19 protein-coding genes are annotated in these 18748 nt (G+C 74.3%); 8 read left to right on the top strand and 11 right to left on the bottom strand.

Features of this window, described 5'->3' with window-relative positions:
* Positions 1 to 161: 161 nt before the first annotated feature.
* Positions 162 to 326, bottom strand: coding sequence for a 50S ribosomal protein L33 (rpmG, locus tag ACFVYX_RS08185; protein WP_389680512.1), 165 nt, complete (start codon positions 324 to 326; stop codon positions 162 to 164).
* A gap of 63 nt (positions 327 to 389) precedes the next feature.
* On the opposite strand from rpmG, the gene rpmB reads away from it, so the two are divergent.
* A complete protein-coding gene (gene rpmB, locus ACFVYX_RS08180) occupies positions 390 to 626 on the top strand; it encodes a 50S ribosomal protein L28 (RefSeq protein WP_389680511.1) in 237 nt (78 codons plus the stop codon).
* The gene (gene rpsN / locus ACFVYX_RS08175; protein WP_389680510.1) at positions 626 to 931 is read left to right on the top strand and encodes a 30S ribosomal protein S14; all 306 of its coding nucleotides are present in this window, start codon (positions 626 to 628) and stop codon (positions 929 to 931) included. The genes rpmB and rpsN overlap by 1 nt, the downstream gene beginning before the upstream one ends.
* 135 nt (positions 932 to 1066) lie before the next feature.
* Here the strand turns inward: rpsN and ACFVYX_RS08170 are convergent, their stop codons facing one another.
* The 5 genes from ACFVYX_RS08170 to ACFVYX_RS08150 form a co-directional block, all read right to left on the bottom strand.
* Positions 1067 to 1849, bottom strand: coding sequence for a hypothetical protein (locus tag ACFVYX_RS08170; protein WP_389680509.1), 783 nt, complete (start codon positions 1847 to 1849; stop codon positions 1067 to 1069).
* Positions 1846 to 2400, bottom strand: coding sequence for a SigE family RNA polymerase sigma factor (locus ACFVYX_RS08165; protein WP_389680508.1), 555 nt, complete (start codon positions 2398 to 2400; stop codon positions 1846 to 1848). Before ACFVYX_RS08165 ends, ACFVYX_RS08170 begins: the two co-directional genes overlap by 4 nt.
* A 187-nt stretch (positions 2401 to 2587) precedes the next feature.
* Entirely contained in the window at positions 2588 to 3196 is a 609-nt protein-coding gene (locus ACFVYX_RS08160) for a hypothetical protein (protein WP_389680507.1), read from the bottom strand.
* A gap of 148 nt (positions 3197 to 3344) precedes the next feature.
* Entirely contained in the window at positions 3345 to 5087 is a 1743-nt protein-coding gene (locus ACFVYX_RS08155) for an FUSC family protein (protein WP_389680506.1), read from the bottom strand.
* A 185-nt stretch (positions 5088 to 5272) separates the two neighbouring features.
* Positions 5273 to 6406, bottom strand: coding sequence for a DUF2786 domain-containing protein (locus ACFVYX_RS08150; RefSeq protein ID WP_389680505.1), 1134 nt, complete (start codon positions 6404 to 6406; stop codon positions 5273 to 5275).
* A 154-nt stretch (positions 6407 to 6560) separates the two neighbouring features.
* Here ACFVYX_RS08150 and ACFVYX_RS08145 point away from each other — a divergent pair, with 154 nt between their 5' ends.
* Both ACFVYX_RS08145 and ACFVYX_RS08140 read left to right on the top strand, forming a co-directional pair.
* Positions 6561 to 7415, top strand: coding sequence for an ABC transporter ATP-binding protein (locus tag ACFVYX_RS08145; protein WP_389680504.1), 855 nt, complete (start codon positions 6561 to 6563; stop codon positions 7413 to 7415).
* Positions 7409 to 9583, top strand: coding sequence for an FtsX-like permease family protein (locus ACFVYX_RS08140; protein WP_389680503.1), 2175 nt, complete (start codon positions 7409 to 7411; stop codon positions 9581 to 9583). The genes ACFVYX_RS08145 and ACFVYX_RS08140 overlap by 7 nt, the downstream gene beginning before the upstream one ends.
* Positions 9584 to 9819: 236 nt before the next feature.
* On the opposite strand, the gene ACFVYX_RS08135 is transcribed toward ACFVYX_RS08140, so the two are convergent.
* Both ACFVYX_RS08135 and ACFVYX_RS08130 read right to left on the bottom strand, forming a co-directional pair.
* Positions 9820 to 10383, bottom strand: a complete 564-nt coding sequence (locus ACFVYX_RS08135) for a GNAT family N-acetyltransferase (protein ID WP_389680502.1) — start codon at positions 10381 to 10383, stop codon at positions 9820 to 9822.
* 75 nt (positions 10384 to 10458) lie between these two features.
* Entirely contained in the window at positions 10459 to 11388 is a 930-nt protein-coding gene (locus ACFVYX_RS08130; RefSeq protein WP_389680501.1) for an NADP-dependent oxidoreductase, read from the bottom strand.
* A gap of 152 nt (positions 11389 to 11540) precedes the next feature.
* Between ACFVYX_RS08130 and ACFVYX_RS08125 the strand changes: the two genes are divergently transcribed.
* Together ACFVYX_RS08125 and ACFVYX_RS08120 are read left to right on the top strand one after the other, a co-directional pair.
* Positions 11541 to 12785 (top strand): LuxR C-terminal-related transcriptional regulator, encoded by a 1245-nt coding sequence (locus ACFVYX_RS08125; protein WP_389680500.1) that lies wholly within the window; start codon positions 11541 to 11543, stop codon positions 12783 to 12785.
* Positions 12786 to 12934: 149 nt separating this feature from the next.
* Complete coding sequence (locus ACFVYX_RS08120; protein WP_389680499.1) at positions 12935 to 14626, top strand: bifunctional 3'-5' exonuclease/DNA polymerase; 1692 nt, start codon at positions 12935 to 12937, stop codon at positions 14624 to 14626.
* 84 nt (positions 14627 to 14710) lie between these two features.
* Here ACFVYX_RS08120 and ACFVYX_RS08115 read toward each other — a convergent pair whose 3' ends face one another.
* A complete protein-coding gene (locus ACFVYX_RS08115; RefSeq protein ID WP_389680498.1) occupies positions 14711 to 16012 on the bottom strand; it encodes a hypothetical protein in 1302 nt (433 codons plus the stop codon).
* Positions 16013 to 16196: 184 nt separating this feature from the next.
* The gene (locus tag ACFVYX_RS08110) at positions 16197 to 16706 is read right to left on the bottom strand and encodes a SigE family RNA polymerase sigma factor (protein ID WP_389680497.1); all 510 of its coding nucleotides are present in this window, start codon (positions 16704 to 16706) and stop codon (positions 16197 to 16199) included.
* A gap of 151 nt (positions 16707 to 16857) precedes the next feature.
* Between ACFVYX_RS08110 and ACFVYX_RS08105 the strand changes: the two genes are divergently transcribed.
* A complete protein-coding gene (locus ACFVYX_RS08105; protein WP_389680496.1) occupies positions 16858 to 17250 on the top strand; it encodes a DUF6479 family protein in 393 nt (130 codons plus the stop codon).
* 59 nt (positions 17251 to 17309) lie between these two features.
* Positions 17310 to 17786 carry a sigma factor-like helix-turn-helix DNA-binding protein gene (locus ACFVYX_RS08100; RefSeq protein ID WP_389680495.1) on the top strand — a complete coding sequence of 159 codons (477 nt, stop codon included), beginning with the start codon at positions 17310 to 17312 and terminating at the stop codon, positions 17784 to 17786.
* 162 nt (positions 17787 to 17948) lie between these two features.
* On the opposite strand, the gene ACFVYX_RS08095 is transcribed toward ACFVYX_RS08100, so the two are convergent.
* The gene (locus ACFVYX_RS08095) at positions 17949 to 18653 is read right to left on the bottom strand and encodes a pyridoxamine 5'-phosphate oxidase family protein (RefSeq protein ID WP_389680494.1); all 705 of its coding nucleotides are present in this window, start codon (positions 18651 to 18653) and stop codon (positions 17949 to 17951) included.
* Positions 18654 to 18748 lie beyond the last annotated feature (95 nt).

The following is an 18748-nucleotide window of genomic DNA, read 5'->3' as shown; positions in this document are numbered from 1 at the left end:
CGAGATGCTTGGTGCAGGTATCAACTTCCTCGGATCATAGCTGTGTTCATATGGCCAATGCATGAGCAGATGCACGTGCACGCGGGGTGGCGTAGCGGCTACGCGACTCAGCGTGCGACCGCCCTCCCCACAGAGGAGGACGGCGAATCCCACGCGCTGGTTCAGCGCTCCTCGCGGAATTCCACGTGCCGGCGGACGACCGGGTCGAACTTGCGCAGAGTGAGGCGGTCGGGGTCGTTGCGGCGGTTCTTGCGGGTGACATAGGTGAAGCCGGTGCCGGCGATGGACCGGAGCTTGATGACGGGGCGGAGTTCGTTGCGTGCCATGGTGTGTAGAGTAAATGAAAATGGTTCCCATTTCCAATGTCTTGACGGAGAGGTAGGTCACCCGTGTCCGCCCACTGCCAGCTGACCGGAGCACGCCCCGGATTCGGCAACCGGATCTCGCACTCCCACCGGCGCAGCTCTCGCCGCTTCGACCCCAACATCCAGCAGAAGCGCTACTGGCTCCCCGGCGAGGGCCGGTACGTCCGGCTCACCCTCAGCGCCCGCGCGATCAAGACCGTCGACGTGATCGGCGTCGAGGCCGCCGTGGCCCGTATCCGGGCACGTGGAGGGAAGGTCTGATGGCCAAGCGCAGCAAGATCGCACGCAACGAGCACCGGAAGACGATCGTGGCGCGGTACGCCGAGCGGCGCGCCGAGCTCAAGGAGGTCATCCGCCGCCCCGGCACCCCGGCCGCAGAGCGGGAGGCGGCGGTACGGGAACTGAGCCGCCAGCCCCGGGACGCCAGCGCCACCCGGGTCCGCAACCGCGACGCCGTCGACGGCCGGCCCCGGGGCCACCTGCGGAAGTTCGGCCTCTCCCGGGTCCGGGTCAGGGGGCAGGCGCACGCGGGATACCTGCCGGGGGTGCGCAAGGCCTCGTGGTGAGGGCCCGCGGAAGGGCGGCGGGCGGCTCGCTCCCCCGGGAAGGGCGGCTGACGGCTCGCGCCCCCGGGAAGGGCGGCCGCGGCTGACGGCTCGCTCCTTCCCGCGCCCCGCAGGCCGGCCGGAGGGCCCCCCGGGTCAGCCGGGCAGTTCGGCGAGGAGCTTGCCCGCGCGGTCGTACAGCGCGAGGCCGGCGTCCTGGTCCTCCGGCCGGGTGTACGCGTACCAGACACCCCAGCCCGGCCGGCCCGGCAGTTCGAGCAGGGTGGCGACGGTCCTGCGGCCCCCCGCGCTCGTCAGCTCGACGCGTCCCGCCGAACGGGTGCCGTAGTAGAGGCCCGAGTGGAAGACCTGAGTCGCGTCGCCCTCGCTCTGGTGGTTCACTCCGGGCTTGGCCGTGTCGACGTTGCCGTCGGTGACGCTGCGGACGTTCTCGTAACCGTCCGGCCCCGTCCAGTGCTTGCCCTCCTCCGTCAGCCAGACCGTCCAGCCCTTCCCCGCGTTCACCCGCTCGCCGGAGGCCACCACCCGGACCGGGGTGGGGGCCGGGGGCGGGTCCTGGATCGGCGGCGTGGCAGACGCCAGAGTCGGGACGGCGGACGGCGGGACGGCGACGGGGGCAGGGACCGGCGGGGCCGGGCGTACGGGCGTCAGGGCCACGACCGCTGCCACCACCGTCGCGACCGCGAGCACCGAGAACGCCGACACGACGGTCGTACGGCGCCTCCGGCGCGCGCGGCCGGCCCGCCGGACGGCCGCCAGCGGCACCGGGCCCGGGGTGACGTCGAGCGCGGCCCGCATGAACGCCGCGCGCACATCGGCCTCGTCGGGGCCGTGGGCCGGGGCGGGCTCCGGCGGGGGGGCGGAAGCGTGGCGGGGGGCGGCGGGGTCGGGGGGTGACGTCGGGGTGGCGGGGGTCATCGTCGGGCTCCGGAGGGGGAGGGCAGCGGCGGGGCGGTGGCGGTGGCGAGCCCGGGGTGGGCGCGCAGGGCCGCCAGACCGCGCCGGGCATGGGTCTTGACCGTGCCGATCGAGCAGTTGAGCACGCTCGCGATCTCCAGCTCGGTCAGATCCTCCCAGTAGCGGAGCACCATGACCGCCCGCTGCCGGACAGTGAGGTCCGCCAAGGCCGCCAGGAGCGACGCGCGTTGTTCGACCGTCTCGGCATGACCCGCGGAGGTGTGACGGGCCGAGTCGGGCAGTACCGGCGTCAGCAGATGGACGACCCGCTTCCGGCGGAGCCGGCTGAGGTTGTTGTTGATCAGCGCCCGGCGTACGTAGAGGTCGATCTCCCCGCGGGGAACCTTCCGCCACCGTCCGTACACCTTGGCCAGTGTCGTCTGCACCAGGTCCTCGGCCTCATGGAAGTCCCCGGTCAGGAGCTGAGCCGTACGCACCAGACGCGGCCAGGCGGCGACGGCGAACTCGGCGAAGCCGTCGTCGTCGGTGGCGGTGACGGGCTTGTGCGGCACGGTGTCGGACCTCGCGATCGATGGGTCGGTGAGGGCTTCGGGTTCGGTGACGGCTTCGGGTTGGATGTCGGCTTCGGTGACGGCTTCGGGTGGGGTGTCGGCTTCGGGTTCGGTGTCAGGAGGGGGGTGGCGGGGCCCGCCCCGTGCCGGGCCCCGCCACGTCCGTGTCCCTCCGGTGAGCCGAGGATCAGCCGCCGGCCGGGATGTCGAAGCCCGGCAGCTCGGCGAGGAGCTTGCCCGAGCGGTCGTACAGTGCGACGCCGAGGCCGCCGTCCTGGTTGCTCTCCGACGGCCCGGTGTGGGCGTACCAGACGCCCCAGTCGGGACGGCCGGGCAGCGCGATGAGGGTGGCGACCGTCTTGTGGCCCTCGGCGTCGGTCAGTTCGACGCGGCCCGCGTCACGCGTGCCGTAGTAGAGGCCCGAGTGGAAGACGCCCGTCCCGTCCCCCTCGCTCTGGTGGCTCACGCCGGGCTGGGAGCGGTCGATGTTGCCGTCGACCACGCTGCGGAAGTTCTCGTAACCGTCCGGTCCGGTCCAGTGCTTGCCCTCCCTCGTCAGCCACACGGTGTACCCCTGGCCGGCGTCCACGCGCTCTCCGGGACGAACGGTGAGGACCGGGCTCGGGGCGGGCGTGACGGCCTTGACCGGGGTGACCTTCGCGGAAGCGGCCTCCGCCGGGGCCGGTGCGGCGGGCCGGGACGCGGCGGAGGTCTCGGTGGACGCCCCCACGGCCGAGGGAGCCGCGAACACCGCCGCGGCCACGACGCCGGCCGCGGCGAGCAGGTACTTCTTCATCCGGTTGCTCCTGGGATCGGTGGTTCGGTGACTCGGTGTCTCCCTGGGCCGCGAGCGAACGTCCGCGGCCCTCACCCCTTCCAACTCCCGTTCCGACCCGTCCGGATGACGTGTCCGCCCCATCGGTGCCGGACCGGACGTGCCCGGCTCACCGCGCGCGCGTGGAGTCCGTCAGCGCCGTCGTGACCTCGTCCAGGGCCTCCAGGAGCAGCGCGGCGCCCTTGTGCAGCAGGAAGTGGTCCGGCGGGTCGGCCGACCAGACGTCCAGAGTCTCGCGCAGGTCGTCCCAGTGCGGCGCCCTGCGCTCCCGTACCTCCTTCGCGCCCCGTTCCGTCGCCCGGCGGAGGGACTCGGCGAGGGCCGCGGCGGCAGGCACCGGCGGAGCACCGCGTTCCGGCAGGTGTGCCTCCATGAGCATCGCCACCCGCCCGAACTCCGCGAGCGCGTGGTCGGCCTGCTCCGCCGCCGCGTGCGAGAGGCCCCGGTGCCGTACCGGTTCGTGCGTGGCGCGGTCCACCGCCTCCTGCCATGCGACCCGGGCCTCGCGGGTGTTCAGGAGCGCCTCCCGTACGTCGGGGCTGCCCGTCCCCGCCGGGTCGGCGTACCACGCGGTGACGACGGCCGCGTACCGGCCGACCGCCGCCAGCCAGTCCGCGAGCCGGCCCCGCAGCCGGGGGGTCTCCCAGGCCGGGTAGACGGCGTACGCCAGCATCGCGAGGAGCCCGCCGAGCAGGGTCAGCGTCACCCGGTCCCGTACGGTCTGGGTCAGGCCCGCGCCCTCCATGCCGAGCAGGAACACGACGTACGCGGCGACGAAGACCTGACCTGCCGCGTATCCCGTCCGCATCAGCAGGTACATCGCGAAGGCGCACACCACCGCGAGCGCCGCCGACAGGTACGTGCCCGGGTGGGCGAACCGCACGACCGCCGTGGCCAGGGCCACCCCGACCAGCGTGCCGCCGAACCGCGCCACCGAGCGCGCGTACGTCTGCGAGAAGTCCGGGGTGCGCAGGGCGGCGACGGCGGGTGGAGGGAGGACGACCGGTTCGCCGTGCCGGATCGCGTGCGCCGCGGCGTCCAGGACCGCGCCGGCGGCCGCGAGCAGCTCCCGCACCCGTTCCCGCTCCGGGCCCTCCTCCGGTACGCCGACGGCCGGATCGGCGAGGGAGGCGAGTACCGGACGGATGCGCTCCGCGAGCCCTCGCGCCCCGTGCAGCTCCGCCGGGCGGCGGCGGGCCTGGCCCGGCGTCACGGCGGCCGCGCTGCGGGCCGTCATCAGCGGTACGGGATCGAACGGCGCCACCGGGTCATGGCGGAGGCGGCGCGCGTAGTCGGCCTCGGCGGCGAGCGCGTCCGCGAGGGCGTCGCGCTGGGCGCCCCAGCGGCGGACCGGGAGGAGGACGACCAGGGCGGCCTGGACGACACCGCCCGCGAAGATCATGACGGCGTGGCCTGCGGCGGTCGCGACCGAGGTGGGGAGGGTGACCGTCACCAGCATGATGGCCACGTTGGAGGAGGCGATGATGCCGGCGGTGGGGCCGGCCGCCCAGAGAAGGCCGGACAGGAACGTCCAGGCGAGCAGCAGGGCGAGGAAGAGGCCGTCGTGGGCGCCCGTGAGGTAGCCGAAGAAGGTCGACACGGCGAGGCTGGCACCGGACGCGAGGGCGAGGGTGGGACGGGGGCGCCAGGAACGCTGGAAGGTGGCGATGGCCGCCTGGAAGGCGCCGAAGGCGGAGGAGGCGGCGACGGCGGGGCCGAAGAGAGCGAGCGAGAAGCCGACGACGAGGGCGAGACCGAGGGCGGCGCGGGCGGCGATGACGGGGTCGAGCCGCCGCCGCTCGACGGTGAGCCCGGAGCGGGCGGTCTCCCTCAAGGCCCGGAGCCAGCTCATGGCCCGAGCGTATCCGCGATCGGGACATAAACGGCCATTTTCCCGCCCTGCCGCCGGGCCCGGCGGCAGGCGGCGCCGCCACGCTCCCGTACGGCTCTGTTCCCCCTACGCGACTGTCCCCCTATCCGCCTGCTCCCCTTACGCGACTGCCCCCTACCCGCCTGTCCCTCTACCCGCCTCTCCCTCTACCCGCTCTGGCCCCGCAGCCCTCGTCGTCCCGGGTGCAGGCCGGCCCTGTCCGCCGCCGACGCGCCGTGCGTCCAGCCCTCCTCGTCCCAGGCCGCACGCACCCGCGTGGCGCGGGTTTCCGGGAAGAGTTCGTCCGTGCGGGTGGTGACCGCGAGGTCGCGGGAGGCGAGGGCCGGGAGGAGGGTCGGGGTCTCGGCGGAGACCCGCCGGGACGTCGCCGAGAGGCGCGCCCCGAGCCGGTTCGCGTACGCGAGGAGGAAGGACTGCCGGAAGGACTTGGTGCGCTTGCGCCCGCCCGCCCGCTGCTCCGCCTCCGCCCGCGTCATCGCCGCCGTGCCCTGCACGAGCAGCGACGTGTACAGCAGCTCCACCGGGTCGAGGTCCGCCTCGAAGCCGATCACCGTGGAGAAGCCGTACGTCTCGTTCCAGACGGCCCGGCAGTGGTTCGCCGTCGCCACCGCGTCGAGCAGGATCGCCTTCGCCTGTTCGTACGGCGGTTCCACGCCGATCCTGATCGCCCCAGGTGTCTCCGGCGACGGCGCGCCCGCCGCGAGCGTCACCTCGTCCAGGCTGTGGCGGGCCATCAGCTCCTGGGCCTTGGCGGTGAGCGCCTCCGCCTCCTCCGGGTATCCGGTCGCCTCCGCCTTCGCGAGCAGCGCCCTGATCCGGGTGAGCATCCGGGGCTCCCCGGCCGCCGCCGGCGGCAGTGCCTCGCCGGGGGCGGGGCCGACCGCGTCCAGGCGCGGCAGCCGGACCAGGAGCCGGTAGAGCTCCAGAACGGTCGTCGCGTACGAGAACCGGTCCGTCGGCCGGCCGGGGGAGGCGTCGAGCTCGTCGAGCTGGGCCTGCCAGCGGCGCGGCAGCGTCCCGTACCGGGCCGTCTCGCCCAGGACCAGGGCGGTGAGGACCCGGAGGTGTTCGTCCGACAGGTCCCGGCGGGCCATCCGGACGATGTCCGCCGGCTGCCAGCCCCGCGTCCACAGCGTCCGGACGAACTCCTCGCCGCGGCGGACCAGCTCGGCGTCCGTGCCGGGATCGGCGGCCAGCAGCGACGCCGCCGTGTCGAGCGACCCGTCGTCGCTCGCGTACAGCGCCTCGAAGGCCTTGTCGATGGTGGTGCCGGTGCTCACGCCGCGCCTTTCGTGTCCCTGGTGCCTCTGGTGACCTTGTCAGCTTGTCCTCTCACGATGGTCTCAGCCGTACCTGAGGGGTAGGGCCAGGCCTACCTTCCGGACGCCCGGCAGTGGTCGTGATCGGCGGCGGCCGAAACGGTTCGCTTGAGCCATGACCACGACCACCGCCGCCACCACCGCCGCAGCCGCGTCCCTCGCAGCCGTACGGCTCCGGGGGCTCACCCGGCACCACCGGGACGTCCGCGCCCTCGACGGCGTCGACCTCGACTTCCCCACCGGGACCTTCACCGCCGTGATGGGGCCTTCGGGGTCCGGCAAGTCCACCCTGCTGCAGTGCGCGGCCGGCCTCGACCGGCCCACCGCCGGACGGGTGGAGGTCGGCGGCACCGCGCTCGAAGGGCTGAGCGAGCGGCGCCTGACCCTGTTGCGGCGGGACCGCATCGGCTTCGTCTTCCAGTCCTTCAACCTGCTGCCGTCCCTGACGGCCGCGCAGAACGTGGCCCTGCCCCTCCGGCTCGCCGGCCGTCGTCCGTCCCGCACCGAGGTCCGGGAGGCACTGGCCCGCGTCGGGCTCGCGGGGCGGGAGCGGCACCGGCCCGGCGAGCTCTCCGGCGGACAGCGGCAACGGGTCGCGATCGCCCGCGCGTTGATCACCCGGCCCGCCGTCCTCTTCGGCGACGAGCCGACGGGCGCGCTCGACTCGACGACGAGCCGCGAGGTGCTCGACATGCTGCGGGAGCTGGTCGACCGGGACGGTCAGACGATCGTGATGGTCACCCACGACCCGGTGGCCGCGGCCCGCGCGGACCGGGTGGTGTTCCTGGTGGACGGCCGCGTGGCGGGCGAGCTGCCCTCCCCGACGGCGGAAACGGTCGCGGCGCGGATGACGGCGCTGGAGACGGGGTCGGGGCGGGGGTCCCCGCTGGAGGCCGCTCCGGCCGGCGCGGCCGACGCGGCCACCGCTGTCAGCGCGGCCGACACTGCCGACGGGAGGCTCTCTTGCTGACCGTCGTCCTGTCCGGGCTCCGGGCCCGCTGGGCATCCTTCCTCGGCGGTTTCGTCGCCCTCGCCCTCGGCGTCGGGCTGGTCACCACCATGGGGCTCGGTCTCTCCGCCACCTTTCACGCGCCCGAGCGTTCTCCCCAGCGGTTCGCCTCCTCGCCCGTCGTGGTGCAGGGCCAGGACCGGCTGACGCTCGACGTGCGGCGCGGGCCCCGTACCGTCTCCGTGGCGCAGCGGCTCGATCGTCCACAGCCTGTGGACAGCGAAGTGCTCCGCGAGCTCCGCGCCCGCTGGACCGTCACGACCACGGCCGGAACCACGCCCGGCGGAGCTGCGTCAGGCAGAGCCACCTCAGCCGGATCGGCCTCCGCCGGGCCCGACGCCGTAGGCGTCGACGCCCCCGCCGCCGAGGTACGCGCGCTCGTCGGCGACCGCGCCCGGGTCCTCACCGGCGACGACCGGCGGCTCGCCGACCCCGGTCCCGAGCGGGACGCCGAAGCGCTCGTCGCCCTCAACGCCCTCCTCGGCACCTCCGGCGGCGTCACCGCCTTCGTCTCGGTCTTCGTCGTCGCCTCCACCTTCGCGTTCGCCGTGGCGCTGCGCCGCCGCGAGTTCGGGCTGCTCAGGACCGCCGGAGCCACCCCCGGCCAGATCCGCAGGCTCCTCCTCGCCGAGGCCGCGGCCCTCGGCGTGCTCGCCTCCGCCGCCGGCTGCGCGCTCGGCGCCCTGGGCGCCCCCCTGCTCGCCAGGACCCTCGTCGACGGAGGTCTGGCACCCGAGTGGTTCACGGCCGGCGGGGCGGTCTGGCCCTTCCACGCCGCGTTCTGGACGGGGGTGACCGTCGCCCTCGCCGGGGCGGTCGCCGCGTCCCGGCGCGCCGGGAAGGTCGGTCCGGCGGCGGCGCTCCGCGAGGCGGACGTCGACGCCGACGCTCTGCCCCTCGGCCGTGCCCTGCTCGGCACGGGACTCCTCCTGGCCGGCCTCGGGCTCCTCGTCTGGACGTGTGCCACCGATCCGTCCGCGCTGCTCAAGCGGAAGACGTACACGACGCTTCCGATGCTCCTGATCACCGGCGTCGCCCTGCTCTCCCCGCTGCTCGTCCGGCCCGTGGCCCGGCTGCTGCGACTGCGGGGTGCCGTGGGGACGCTGGTACGGGAGAACAGCGCGGCCTCCGTACGCCGTACGGCCGCCGTCGCCGCTCCCGTCCTCGTGACCGTGGCGCTCGCCGGGACGCTCTTCGGCTCGGCCACGAGCGTCACGAAGGCGAAGGGGGCCGAGGCCCGGGAGCAGACGACGGCACGGTACGTCGCGTCCGGCGCGGGCCTGAAGCCGGTGACGGCGCCGCCCGGGGCGGTCGTGTCCGCGAGCGGGGCGACCTCCCTCTTCGTACGGGACGGGGCCGAGGCCGTCGTGAAGTACGGGGCACGGGCGATCACCGACCCGGCTGCCTTCGCCGACCTCGCCCGGCTTCCCGTGGTCGCCGGCGACCTGCGGGACCTCGACGACCGGTCGATCGTCGTCAACGAGGAGTTCGGGCGGCGCCGGGTGGGCGAGACCGTCGAGGTCTGGCGCGCGGACGGGACCGGTCCGGTACGGCTCCGGGTGGCGGCCGTCCTCGCGCTGGGGACGGGCGACAACGGGCCGTACGTCACCCGGGCGAACGCCCCCGGCTCCGCCCCCGACCGGATCGAGGCACGGGGCGGCGGCACGGCCACGGCGCGGGTCCTGGAGGCGAGCGGCGGCACCGTCAGGACCGCCGACGCGTGGGCCGCGGCCGGCCGTGCGTCGACCGGGAGCCCGCAGACCCGGCTCGGCCTGCTCCTCGTCCTCGGCATCGCCCTCGTCTACACGGTGATCGGCCTGGCCAACACCCTGCTCATGGCGACCTCCGTACGCGGTGGGGAGCTGTCCTCGCTGCGGCTCGCCGGAGCCACCCGGGCCCAGATCCTGCGGATCGTGACGGGCGAGGCGACGCTCGCGGTCGCGATCGGAACGGTGCTCGGCCTCACGGTGACCGCCCTGGTCCTGGGCACCCTGGGCGCGGGCCTGGCCGCCCTGTCCGCGCCGGTGGCACTGGCCCTTCCCTGGGGCACGGTCGGCGCGGCGGCGGGAGTGTGCGCGACGGTCGCGATCGCCGCGTCGGCCCTTCCCGCGTGGCGCCTGACGCGCTGAGCGGCGAAGGTGGACGGACGGGGCGGTGACCGGGGTCGGAGCCGGGTCACCGCCCCGCCCGCCTGCGCGGCGTGCCCGTGGCTTCTCGGCGCCGCCCGCGTCGGCCAACCCGTACCGCCTTCACACCGCCTCGTACCCGCCCCCGGCGCGCGACCCTCAGACCACTGCGCGACCCTCAGGCCCCGGGCGCGCCACCTCAGGCCACTGTGCGCCACCTCAGGCCCCGGCGCGCCTCCTCAGGCCCCTGCCGCCTTCGCCGCCCTCCACTCCGGTGCGAGGACCGACCAGATCTCCTCGTCGTGGCACCTGCCCCGGTAGGGGTAACTCTCCTTCAGGACCGCGTCCCTGCTCATGCCGAGCCGTCGGGCCACGGCGATGCTGGGCTCGTTGTCGGAGGACACCACCCACTCCACCCGGTGGATCCCCCGTACCTCGATCGCCCAGTCGATGAGCATCCGCGCCGCCCGGGTCACCAGCCCCTTGCCGACACCCGCCGGCTCCAGCCAGCAGCCCGCCTCGGCCGTGCCGTCGCGGGTGTCCAGCTTCCGGAGGATCACCGCGCCGACAAGGGTGCCGTCGGACCAGATCCCGTGGATGCGGCCCGTGTCGGTTGCCGTCTTCTCCGCGTACAGCCGGAGGAAGGCGCGGCTCGACTCCAGGTCGGTGACGACGTCGGGGAGTCCGTTGCGGGCGCCGATGAACTCACGTCCACGGTCCATGTGGGCCAGGAACTCCTCGGCCTGCCACGGTTCGAGCGGGCGCAGCTCCGCGCCTGCGTCCCCCAGGGGTATCGCGTACATCTCATCGCCTTCCACGGTCGGAGCCGGCACCCACGGCGGAGGGATCCTCTCACCTCTCCGCCGCGCCCGCCGGGGTCACGGGACGAGGACCAGCTTGCCCCGCACATGGCCCGACTCGCTCAACTCCTGGGCGCGCGCGGCCTCCTTCAGCGGCATCGTGTCGGCGAGCCGGACCGCGAGGGTGCCCTCCGCCGCCTGCCGGGCGTGGGCCGTGAGCCCGGCCCGTACGGCGTCCGGGTCGCCCGGAACCCCGGAGAAGGCGATCCCGTACTCCGCCGCGTCCGTCGCCGCGATCGTCGCGATCCGCTCCTTCCGCGCCACCCCCTCCCCGCCCAGGAGCTCGATCGCGACCGGCAGCACGCCGTGTCCCGCCGCGTCGAAGACCGCGTCGACGCCGTCGGGGGCGGCGGCACGGATCCGGTCGGCGAGGCCGTCCCCGTACGCCACCGGGATCGCGCCGAGTCCGCGCAGATACGCGTGGTTGGACTCGGACGCGCTGCCGATCACCGTGATCCCCGCCGCGACGGCGAGCTGGACGCCCACCGAGCCGACGACACCCGCCGCGCCGTGCAGGAACAGCGTCTCGCCCTCCCGTACGCCGATCAGGTCCAGGACCCGCTGTGCCGTCTCCGCCGCCACGGGGAGGCTCGCGGCGGCCGCCCAGGAGAGACCGGCGGGCTTGGGGACGACGATGCCGGCGATGGCATATGCGGCGTAGGCGCCGGTCTTCGTCCAGCCGAGGACCTCGTCGCCGACGGCCAGGCCGGTGACGCCCTCGCCCAGCCCGTCCACGGTGCCGGCGAACTCCAGGCCCGGGACGGCCGGGAAGGTCGTCGGGTAGAACGCCTCGACCCAGCCGTAACGGCGCTTCCAGTCCACCGGGTTGACCCCGACGGCCGCCACCTTGACGCGCACCTCGCCGGGACCGGGCTGCGGTACGGCGACTCCGGTCGTGTGGCGCAGCACCTCGGGGCCGCCGAACTCCTCGTACACGATCGCTTCCATCTCGGCCTCCACTGCCGCCCGTTCACATCTGCCGCTCTTCGACGTGATCAAGACTGGGCCCCCGGGCACCCGCTTCCCGCCCTCCCAACGGCCAGTCGCACCTACCCGAAAGACCAGCCTGGGCCTGCCCCTCCCCGCGTAGGCTCGGCCGCATGGACGCGCTCACGCTGGCCACCGCGTACGAGATCATCCGGCAGCCGCTCGGGGAGATCCTCCCCGAGGTCTCGGCGGCCCTCGCACCCCTCGTCCCCCACGTGGACGCGGCCGAACTCTCCACCCACTGCGCCCACTCACCCTTCAAGGCACTCGGCGGTACGGAGCTGCTGACGGCCGCCGAACTGGCGCCGCTGCTCGCGGCGGGCGTGCCCGGGAGCCCCTGGCAGGGCACGGCGACGATCGGCGGCCGGGAGCGTGAGGTGGTCGCCGTCACGAGTCACGCGACCGTACGCGGGGCCGTGCTCGTGCTCGTAAGGGAGGACGGCGCCGCCCCCGTGGAGGAGGCCGCGCTCACCGTGGCGCAGGCCCTGTGGGACCTGGTGTCCAGCCACTTCGACCGGTTCGCGACGGAGGCCCTGCCGGGCGCCCTGGCCCGTTCGCGGGCGGCGGCCGATACCCGGGCACGGGTGATCGCGGAGCTCACCACCTCGCACTCGGCGGCGCTCTCCGGTGTCCTCGGGGTGCTGCGGAGCCGCGCCCTCGACGACACGACGGCCCGGACGACCGCGACCGACCTGGCCGCCACCGCGCTGATCGAGATGCGGGCGGAGCAGCGGCGGGACCGGGCGCTCGCGGAGGAGCCCGCCCAGGACGCCTTCGAGCGGCTCGCCGGCGAACTGCGGCCGATGCTGCGGCACAGCCAGATCCGGCTCGACCTGGGCGCCCCGGATTCCGACCGGTCGCTCGCGGCGGACGTGGCGCACAGCGCGCGGGCGATCGTCCGGTCGCTGCTCCTGGTCGTGCTGGAACAGGATTCGGTGCGGCGGATCCACGTCGGCTGGCAGCTGACCGAACACGAACTGCGGGCGTCGGTGCGGGACGACGGGGCGGGCGCGCTCGCCCCCTGCGACCTGGGGGCGGGCACGGTCCGCGACCGGCTCGACGTGCTCGGCGGGCGGCTCGACATGGACGCCGTCCCCGGCTGGGGCACCACGATCACGGCGGTGATCCCGCTGGCGGCTCCGGCCACACCGGTCGAGGCGGCGCACCCGCTGGCCGGCCTCGGCGCACGGGAGGTGGAGGTCCTGCGGCACCTGGCCCTCGGTCACCGCAACCGGCGGATCGCCGAGGAGCTGCACATCAGCGAGTCGACGGTGAAGTTCCACGTCGCGAACATCCTGAACAAACTGGACGTCGGTTCGCGGGGCGAGGCGGCGGCCCTGTTCCACGCGGCGGCGTAGGTCGCCCCCGGCCTGACGCGACCGGGCACGAGCGCAGGGGTCCGGCAAGCGGCACTCCCAGGCGCGAGCGCGGGGCCCCGCACAGGGCGCCGGACCGTCCGCGGCCCGGCTCCCGGGCGCTGTCAGTGGCGGGTGCCAGACTCGTACCCATGAGCGAGAGGTGGGCGCTGGCGGCCGAGGCCGAGGGGGACGGGGCACTGCTCGTCCCCCTCGGCCCGGACGGGCTGCCCGCCGCCGGGGTACGGCGCGAACCGGACCTGGTCGCGGCCGTACGGGCGCGGCCCGAGGTGACCCGCTGGGTGTGGCGGTCGACGCCCGAGGTGTACCCCCGGCTGCTCGCCGCCGGAGTGCGGGTCGAGCGGTGTTACGACATGGAGGACGCCGAGCAGCTGCTCCTGGGCCACGAGGGCCGGCTCGGCGAGCCGCGTTCGGCGGCGGCGGCCTGGGCACGCCTGCGGAACGGCCCGGTGCCGCCCGATCCGCCGCAGCGCGGCGCCGAGCCCGGTTCGCAGGATTCGCTCTTCGAGCCGCGCCCGGTGGTCTCCGTCCCCTTCGACGGCCTCCTGGCGGTGTACGCGGAGCAGTTGCGCCGCCACGACCGGACGGAGCACCCGGGCAGGATGCGGCTGCTCACGGCCGCCGAGTCGGCGGGGATGCTGGTGGCGGCCGAGATGCACCGGTCGGGGCTGCCGTGGCGGGCGGACGTGCACCGGGACCTGCTGCGCGAGCTGCTCGGCGAGCGGTACGCGGGCGGGGGCGAGCCGCGCCGTCTCGCGGAGCTGGCGGACGAGGTGTCCGCGGCCTTCGGCCGCCGGGTCCGGCCGGACCTGCCCGCCGATGTGGTGAAGGCCTTCGCGCAGGCCGGTGTCCGGCTGAGATCCACGCGCCGCTGGGAGCTCGAGGAGCTGGACCATCCGGCGGTGAAGCCGCTGATCGCGTACAAGAAGCTGTACCGGATCTGGACCGCGCACGGCTGGTCGTGGCTCCAGGACTGGGTGCGGGACGGGCGTTTCCGGCCGGAGTACCTGCCGGGCGGCACGGTCAGCGGGCGCTGGACGACCAACGGCGGCGGGGCCCTGCAGATCCCGAAGGTGATCCGGCGGGCGGTGGTCGCGGACCCGGGTTGGCGCCTGGTGGTGGCCGACGCCGACCAGATGGAGCCGCGGGTGCTGGCCGCGATCTCCCGGGACCCGGGTCTGATGGAGGTGGCGGGACACCCCGACGACCTCTACACCCGGCTCTCGGACCGGGCCTTCTCCGGCGACCGCGACCACGCCAAGATCGCGCTCCTGGGCGCGATCTACGGGCAGACGAGCGGTGACGGCCTGAAGAACCTGGCGGCGCTGCGGCGCCGCTTCCCGCGCGCGGTGGCGTACGTCGACGATGCGGCGAAGGCGGGCGAGGAGGGCCGGCTCGTGCGGACCTGGCTGGGCAGGACCAGTCCCCGGGCGGTGGGCGCGGGCGAGGACGAGGAGGCCGGCCTGCCGCAGGAGGGTGGTGAACCGACGTCGGAGGAGAGCGAGTTCGTCCCTGGCTACGCCTCGGGGAACGCGCGGGCGAGGGGCCGGTTCACCCGTAACTTCGTGGTGCAGGGCAGCGCGGCCGACTGGGCGCTGCTGATGCTGGCGGCGCTGCGACGGTCCCTCGCGGGGATGCGGGCGGAGCTGGTGTTCTTCCAGCACGACGAGGTGATCGTGCACTGCCCGGCGGAGGAGGCGGAGGCGGTCACGGAGGCGATCCGGGGCGCCGGGGACGAGGCGGGGCGGATCGCGTTCGGGGAGACGCCGGTGCGGTTCCCGTTCACGACGGCCACGGTCGAGCGGTACGCGGACGCCAAGTAGACGGCTCCGGAAGCGCGCCACATGGCCGCGGCGGTACGGGGGCGGTGGCGCCCGCCTCCCGTACCGCCGCGTCTCGTCCTCCGGCTACTTCCGGGGGATCTTCGCCCACTGGGGGCTCAGTGCGAGCGTCTTCAGCTGCTCCATCGTCAGCGCGGGTTCGGCGCGCGTGGCGGCCTCGTGCTGGGCGCCGGTGTTGAAGGCGGAGACGACGACCCGGAAGCCGTCCGGCGTGATGGTGTCCGCCGTCCACCAGACGACGCCCGCGCCGCCCTTCTCACCGGGCTGCTGGGTGAGCTTCACCATGCGGCCGTCGGGCAGCGTGGTGACGTCCCCGCTGCCGAAGAGGTCGCCGATCACGTCCGACATGTTCGGCTGGACGTTGATCCCGATGAAGCTCTTCCCCTTGCCGTCGTCGACGACGGCGAAGGCGTCGCCGTCGTCACCTCCCTTGTCGACGACCGTGAGGCCCTGGGGCAGGAGGGAGCGCAGGGTGGCCTGCATGGCGGCTCCGCCGGGCACGGCCGGCGGCTGATGGACGCCGGCGCCGCCGGGCCTCTTCGGCCCGGCGGGGAGCTGCTTCAGGTACGGGAGCCAGGCGTCGGCGGTGACCAGGGCCTTCAGCTGGGCGGGGCTGAAGGGCGGGTTGTCACGGCTGATCGTGCCGCCCTTCTCGGCGTCGGCGTTGTACTCGGTCGCGTCGACGAGGAAGCCGTCCTTGGTGAGCAGGACCGCCCGCCACTGCTTGGTCTCCTCGCGCTTGTCGGGGTACACGTACCCCTGGAAGACCATCAGCCGTGCCCCGTTCGACAGTCGCTCGCTCACGCAGCTGTCGTGGGGGACGAAGACCTTCGAGGGGCAGGTCACCTGGTCGGCGCCCGCCTCACCGGTGCCGGAGGCACGGTGGAGACCGACGGTGACGCCCGCCCTGCCGTTGCCGTCGTCGTAGACGCCCCCGACGGACTGGCCCGCTCCGTCGAGGTCGTCGATCTCCCATGTGCCCGCGGGGGTGTGGGCCTTGAGGACGGCGGCGAGGTCCTTGACCGGGATCCGGGCCTGGACCGGCTTGTTCGTCGTGGGCGCGGGCCGCTCCGTGGCGGAGGTCGGCTTGGGGGTCCTGGGGGCGGCGGCCACGGAGGTTTGATCGGGCCCGCCGGCGGGTGAGAGCAGCGAGCCGCCGTACGCCCCGCCGATGCCGACGGCGGCGAGCGCGAGGACTCCGCCGGTCACCGCGAGGCGGCGGCGGACCAGGCGGCGCCGGCCGCGCTGGAGCCCGCCCGCGACCAGCTCACGCCGGTCGCCGACGGCGAAGCCGTCGCCGGTGCGGCGCAGGACCGCGCCGAGCTCCTCCTCGAATCCCTCGTGCTGGGGGTCTGCGTTCTGGGGCATGTCGAATTCACCGTCTCCGGTTGTGGTGGGTGGCAGAAAGGCGCGGGTGCCCCGGCTGTCGGCGGTCGCCGGAGCAGCCGGCTGACGACGGACAGCGAACGGGGAACAGCGGTCGGTGGAGCACTCTCGGCAGGCGTGGGACCTGTCAGCAGAGGTGAGGAGCTGTCGGCGGGCGCGGAAGCTGTCAGCGGGTGGCGAACTCGGTGAGGCTGCCGCCGAGCAACTGCCGCAGTTTCCCGAGCGCCCGCACGGAGCGGGTGCGTACCGCCGCGGAGCTGACGTGCAGGGCCTCGGCGGTCTCCTCGATGCTGCGGTCCTCCCAGTACCGCAGCACCACGACCGCCCGGTCCTTGGGTGCGAGTCCGGCCAGCGCGTCGAGCAGCGCGATCCGGAGCGCCGGGTCCTCGCCGGTGTCGGGGGCGCGGTCGGGCAGCTCGCCGAGCGGGCGCTCGGTGGCGGAGCGGCGGCGCCGGTGGCTGAGGAACGTGCGGACGAGCACGGTCTGGGCGTACGCGGCGGGGTTGCCGATCCGTGCCATGCGGCCCCACAGGGCGTACATGCGGCCGAGCGTCTCCTGGGTGAGGTCTTCGGCGAGATGGGTGTCCCCGCTGGTCAGCAGGCATGCCGACCGGAACAGATGGCCCGTACGTGCGGAGGCGAACTCCTGGAACTCGTCCGCGCGGGACTTTCTCATACCCCTCCTTTCCGTCGCGGTCACGGGGTGTGGTCGCCGTACACCTCATTGACGCGGCGGGGGTACGCAAATGTTTCAGCGCCTGTTCAAGAATTTCCGGAGGAACGCCCTCCGACGCATCCAAAGAAGTGGAATCGGGTAATCCCCTTGTATGAACACTCTCAGCGCAGCCCAGACCATGGCCGCGGGAGTCTGGCAGTCAGGCCTCGGGCAGTTCCTCGCCGGGCTCGTCGTCGTCTTCGTACTGATCGCGGCCGTGTGGCTCGGGTTCCGGGTCCGCGACCGTGAGCCTCGTCCGCCCAAGCCGGACGAACAGCCGCACCGGCCGGAGACCGAGCGGCCGCCCGGTGAGGTGTCCGAGTACCGCAGGCCGGCCGAGATGCCGCAGACGGACGGCGAACACCGGCTCATGCCGTACCAGCTCAAGAACTCGGGTACGTCCGGTACGGAAACGTCACCCGACCCGCCGTCCGAGGAGAAGCGCAAGTGGGGCGGGATCTCCAGCGGAGGCTTCGGAAGCGGAGGCACGGGCCACGGCGACTGACCGCGGTACCTGCCCGGCGCGGACCGGCCGAGACACCTGCCTGACGGAGGTCGTACCCCGTGGCTGACGAACACGTCCCCACCGGCCCTGACGCCCTCTTCGAGCGCCATCGCCCGCTGCTGCGGGCGATGGCGCACCGCCTGCTCGGCACGTTCCCGGAGGCCGAGGAGGCGGTGGAGGACGCGAGGAGGGCCTGGCACCGGCCGGACGATCCGACGACCGCCCTGGCGAGGGAGTGCCTGACCCGGCTCCGGGCACGGGAGGCGCACCGCGCCCGCCCCTGGGATCCGCGGGCCGCGGCACACGGCGCACAGGAATCCCCGCCACAGCGGCCCCCGGCACTCCTGGACCGGCTGACGCCCGGCCTGACGCCTCCCGAGCGGCTGGCGTTCGTCCTGCACGACGAGTTCGAGGTCCCGTACGAGCGGATCGCCCCCGCGCTGGGTCACACACCGGTGGCGGCCCGCCGGCTCGCCGCCCGGGCGCGGCACCGGCTGCAGGCGGCCGAGGAGATGCCCGAACGGGATGTGGCGTGACAGCGGGAGGGCCGAGGCTGTCGGCGCCAGGGCGGGGAGAGCCCTGGTGGACGGAGGGCGGGCCCGGCCCGGGGGCAGGAGAAGACCTGGTCCTTGAGGGCCGGCTGACCGCCGTGGACGCCCTGTCCGCCAACGATCACCTGGAGCACCTGGACCTGCGGCTCACTCCCCCAGGACCCGCCCCGCACGCGAGGCCACATGGGCGGGCGGCGCGAGATCCGCAGGAAGCAGGGGGTCGGTGACCGGCTCGCCGAAGGTGGTCACGACCGGCAGCACGCCCGCCCACAGACCGAGCGCCGCGTCCTCGGAGTCACCGTCGTCGGGCGGGCCGCTCCGGGTCTTCACCGACGCCTCGGTCAGATCGAGCGCGAGGACGGCGGTCGCGGCCAGCTCCTTACGGCTGGGCTGCCGCACGTACTCCCACTGGCCCGGGGAGCTCTGCTCGGTGAGCGCCCGCAGACCGCGCAGCTTCTCCTCCGGGTCGGTCACAAGCCGGGGTATGCCGTAGACCATCGCGCAGCGGTAGTTGACCCCGTGCTCGAAGACGGAGCGGGCGAGGACGAGCCCGTCGACATGGGTGACGGTGACGCAGACGGTGGTGTCCGGGGCCTGGACCAAGCTGCGGCTGGCGACCGAACCGTGCAGGTAGAGCATGTCGCCGTCCACGCCGTACGCGGTGGGCACGACCATCGTCGTACCGTCGACGGGAACGCCGAGGTGACAGAGAAAGCCGGCCGCGAGCACGGCGTCCAGGTCGGCCCGCCGGTGGCTCCCCTTCTCCCGCATCCGCCGCAGCCGGGTCCGACCGGTGACGGCAAGCTCCCCCTCGCCCGTCGGTCCGCCGGTGGCCTCTGTGGTGCTGCTCATGCTGCCCTCTCGTTCCGCGTACCGGTTGCAGCTGGAGTTGTACGGCGTCCCGCCCCACCCCCGCCACCCCCGCCCACCTGTCGGAACAAGGGGGC

The organism is Streptomyces sp. NPDC058326, assembly GCF_042879855.1.
In the GTDB taxonomy this organism is placed as follows: Bacteria; Actinomycetota; Actinomycetes; order Streptomycetales; family Streptomycetaceae; genus Streptomyces.
Note: the sequence above shows the minus strand (reverse complement) of the source record. Positions and strands in the feature narration are given on the sequence as shown.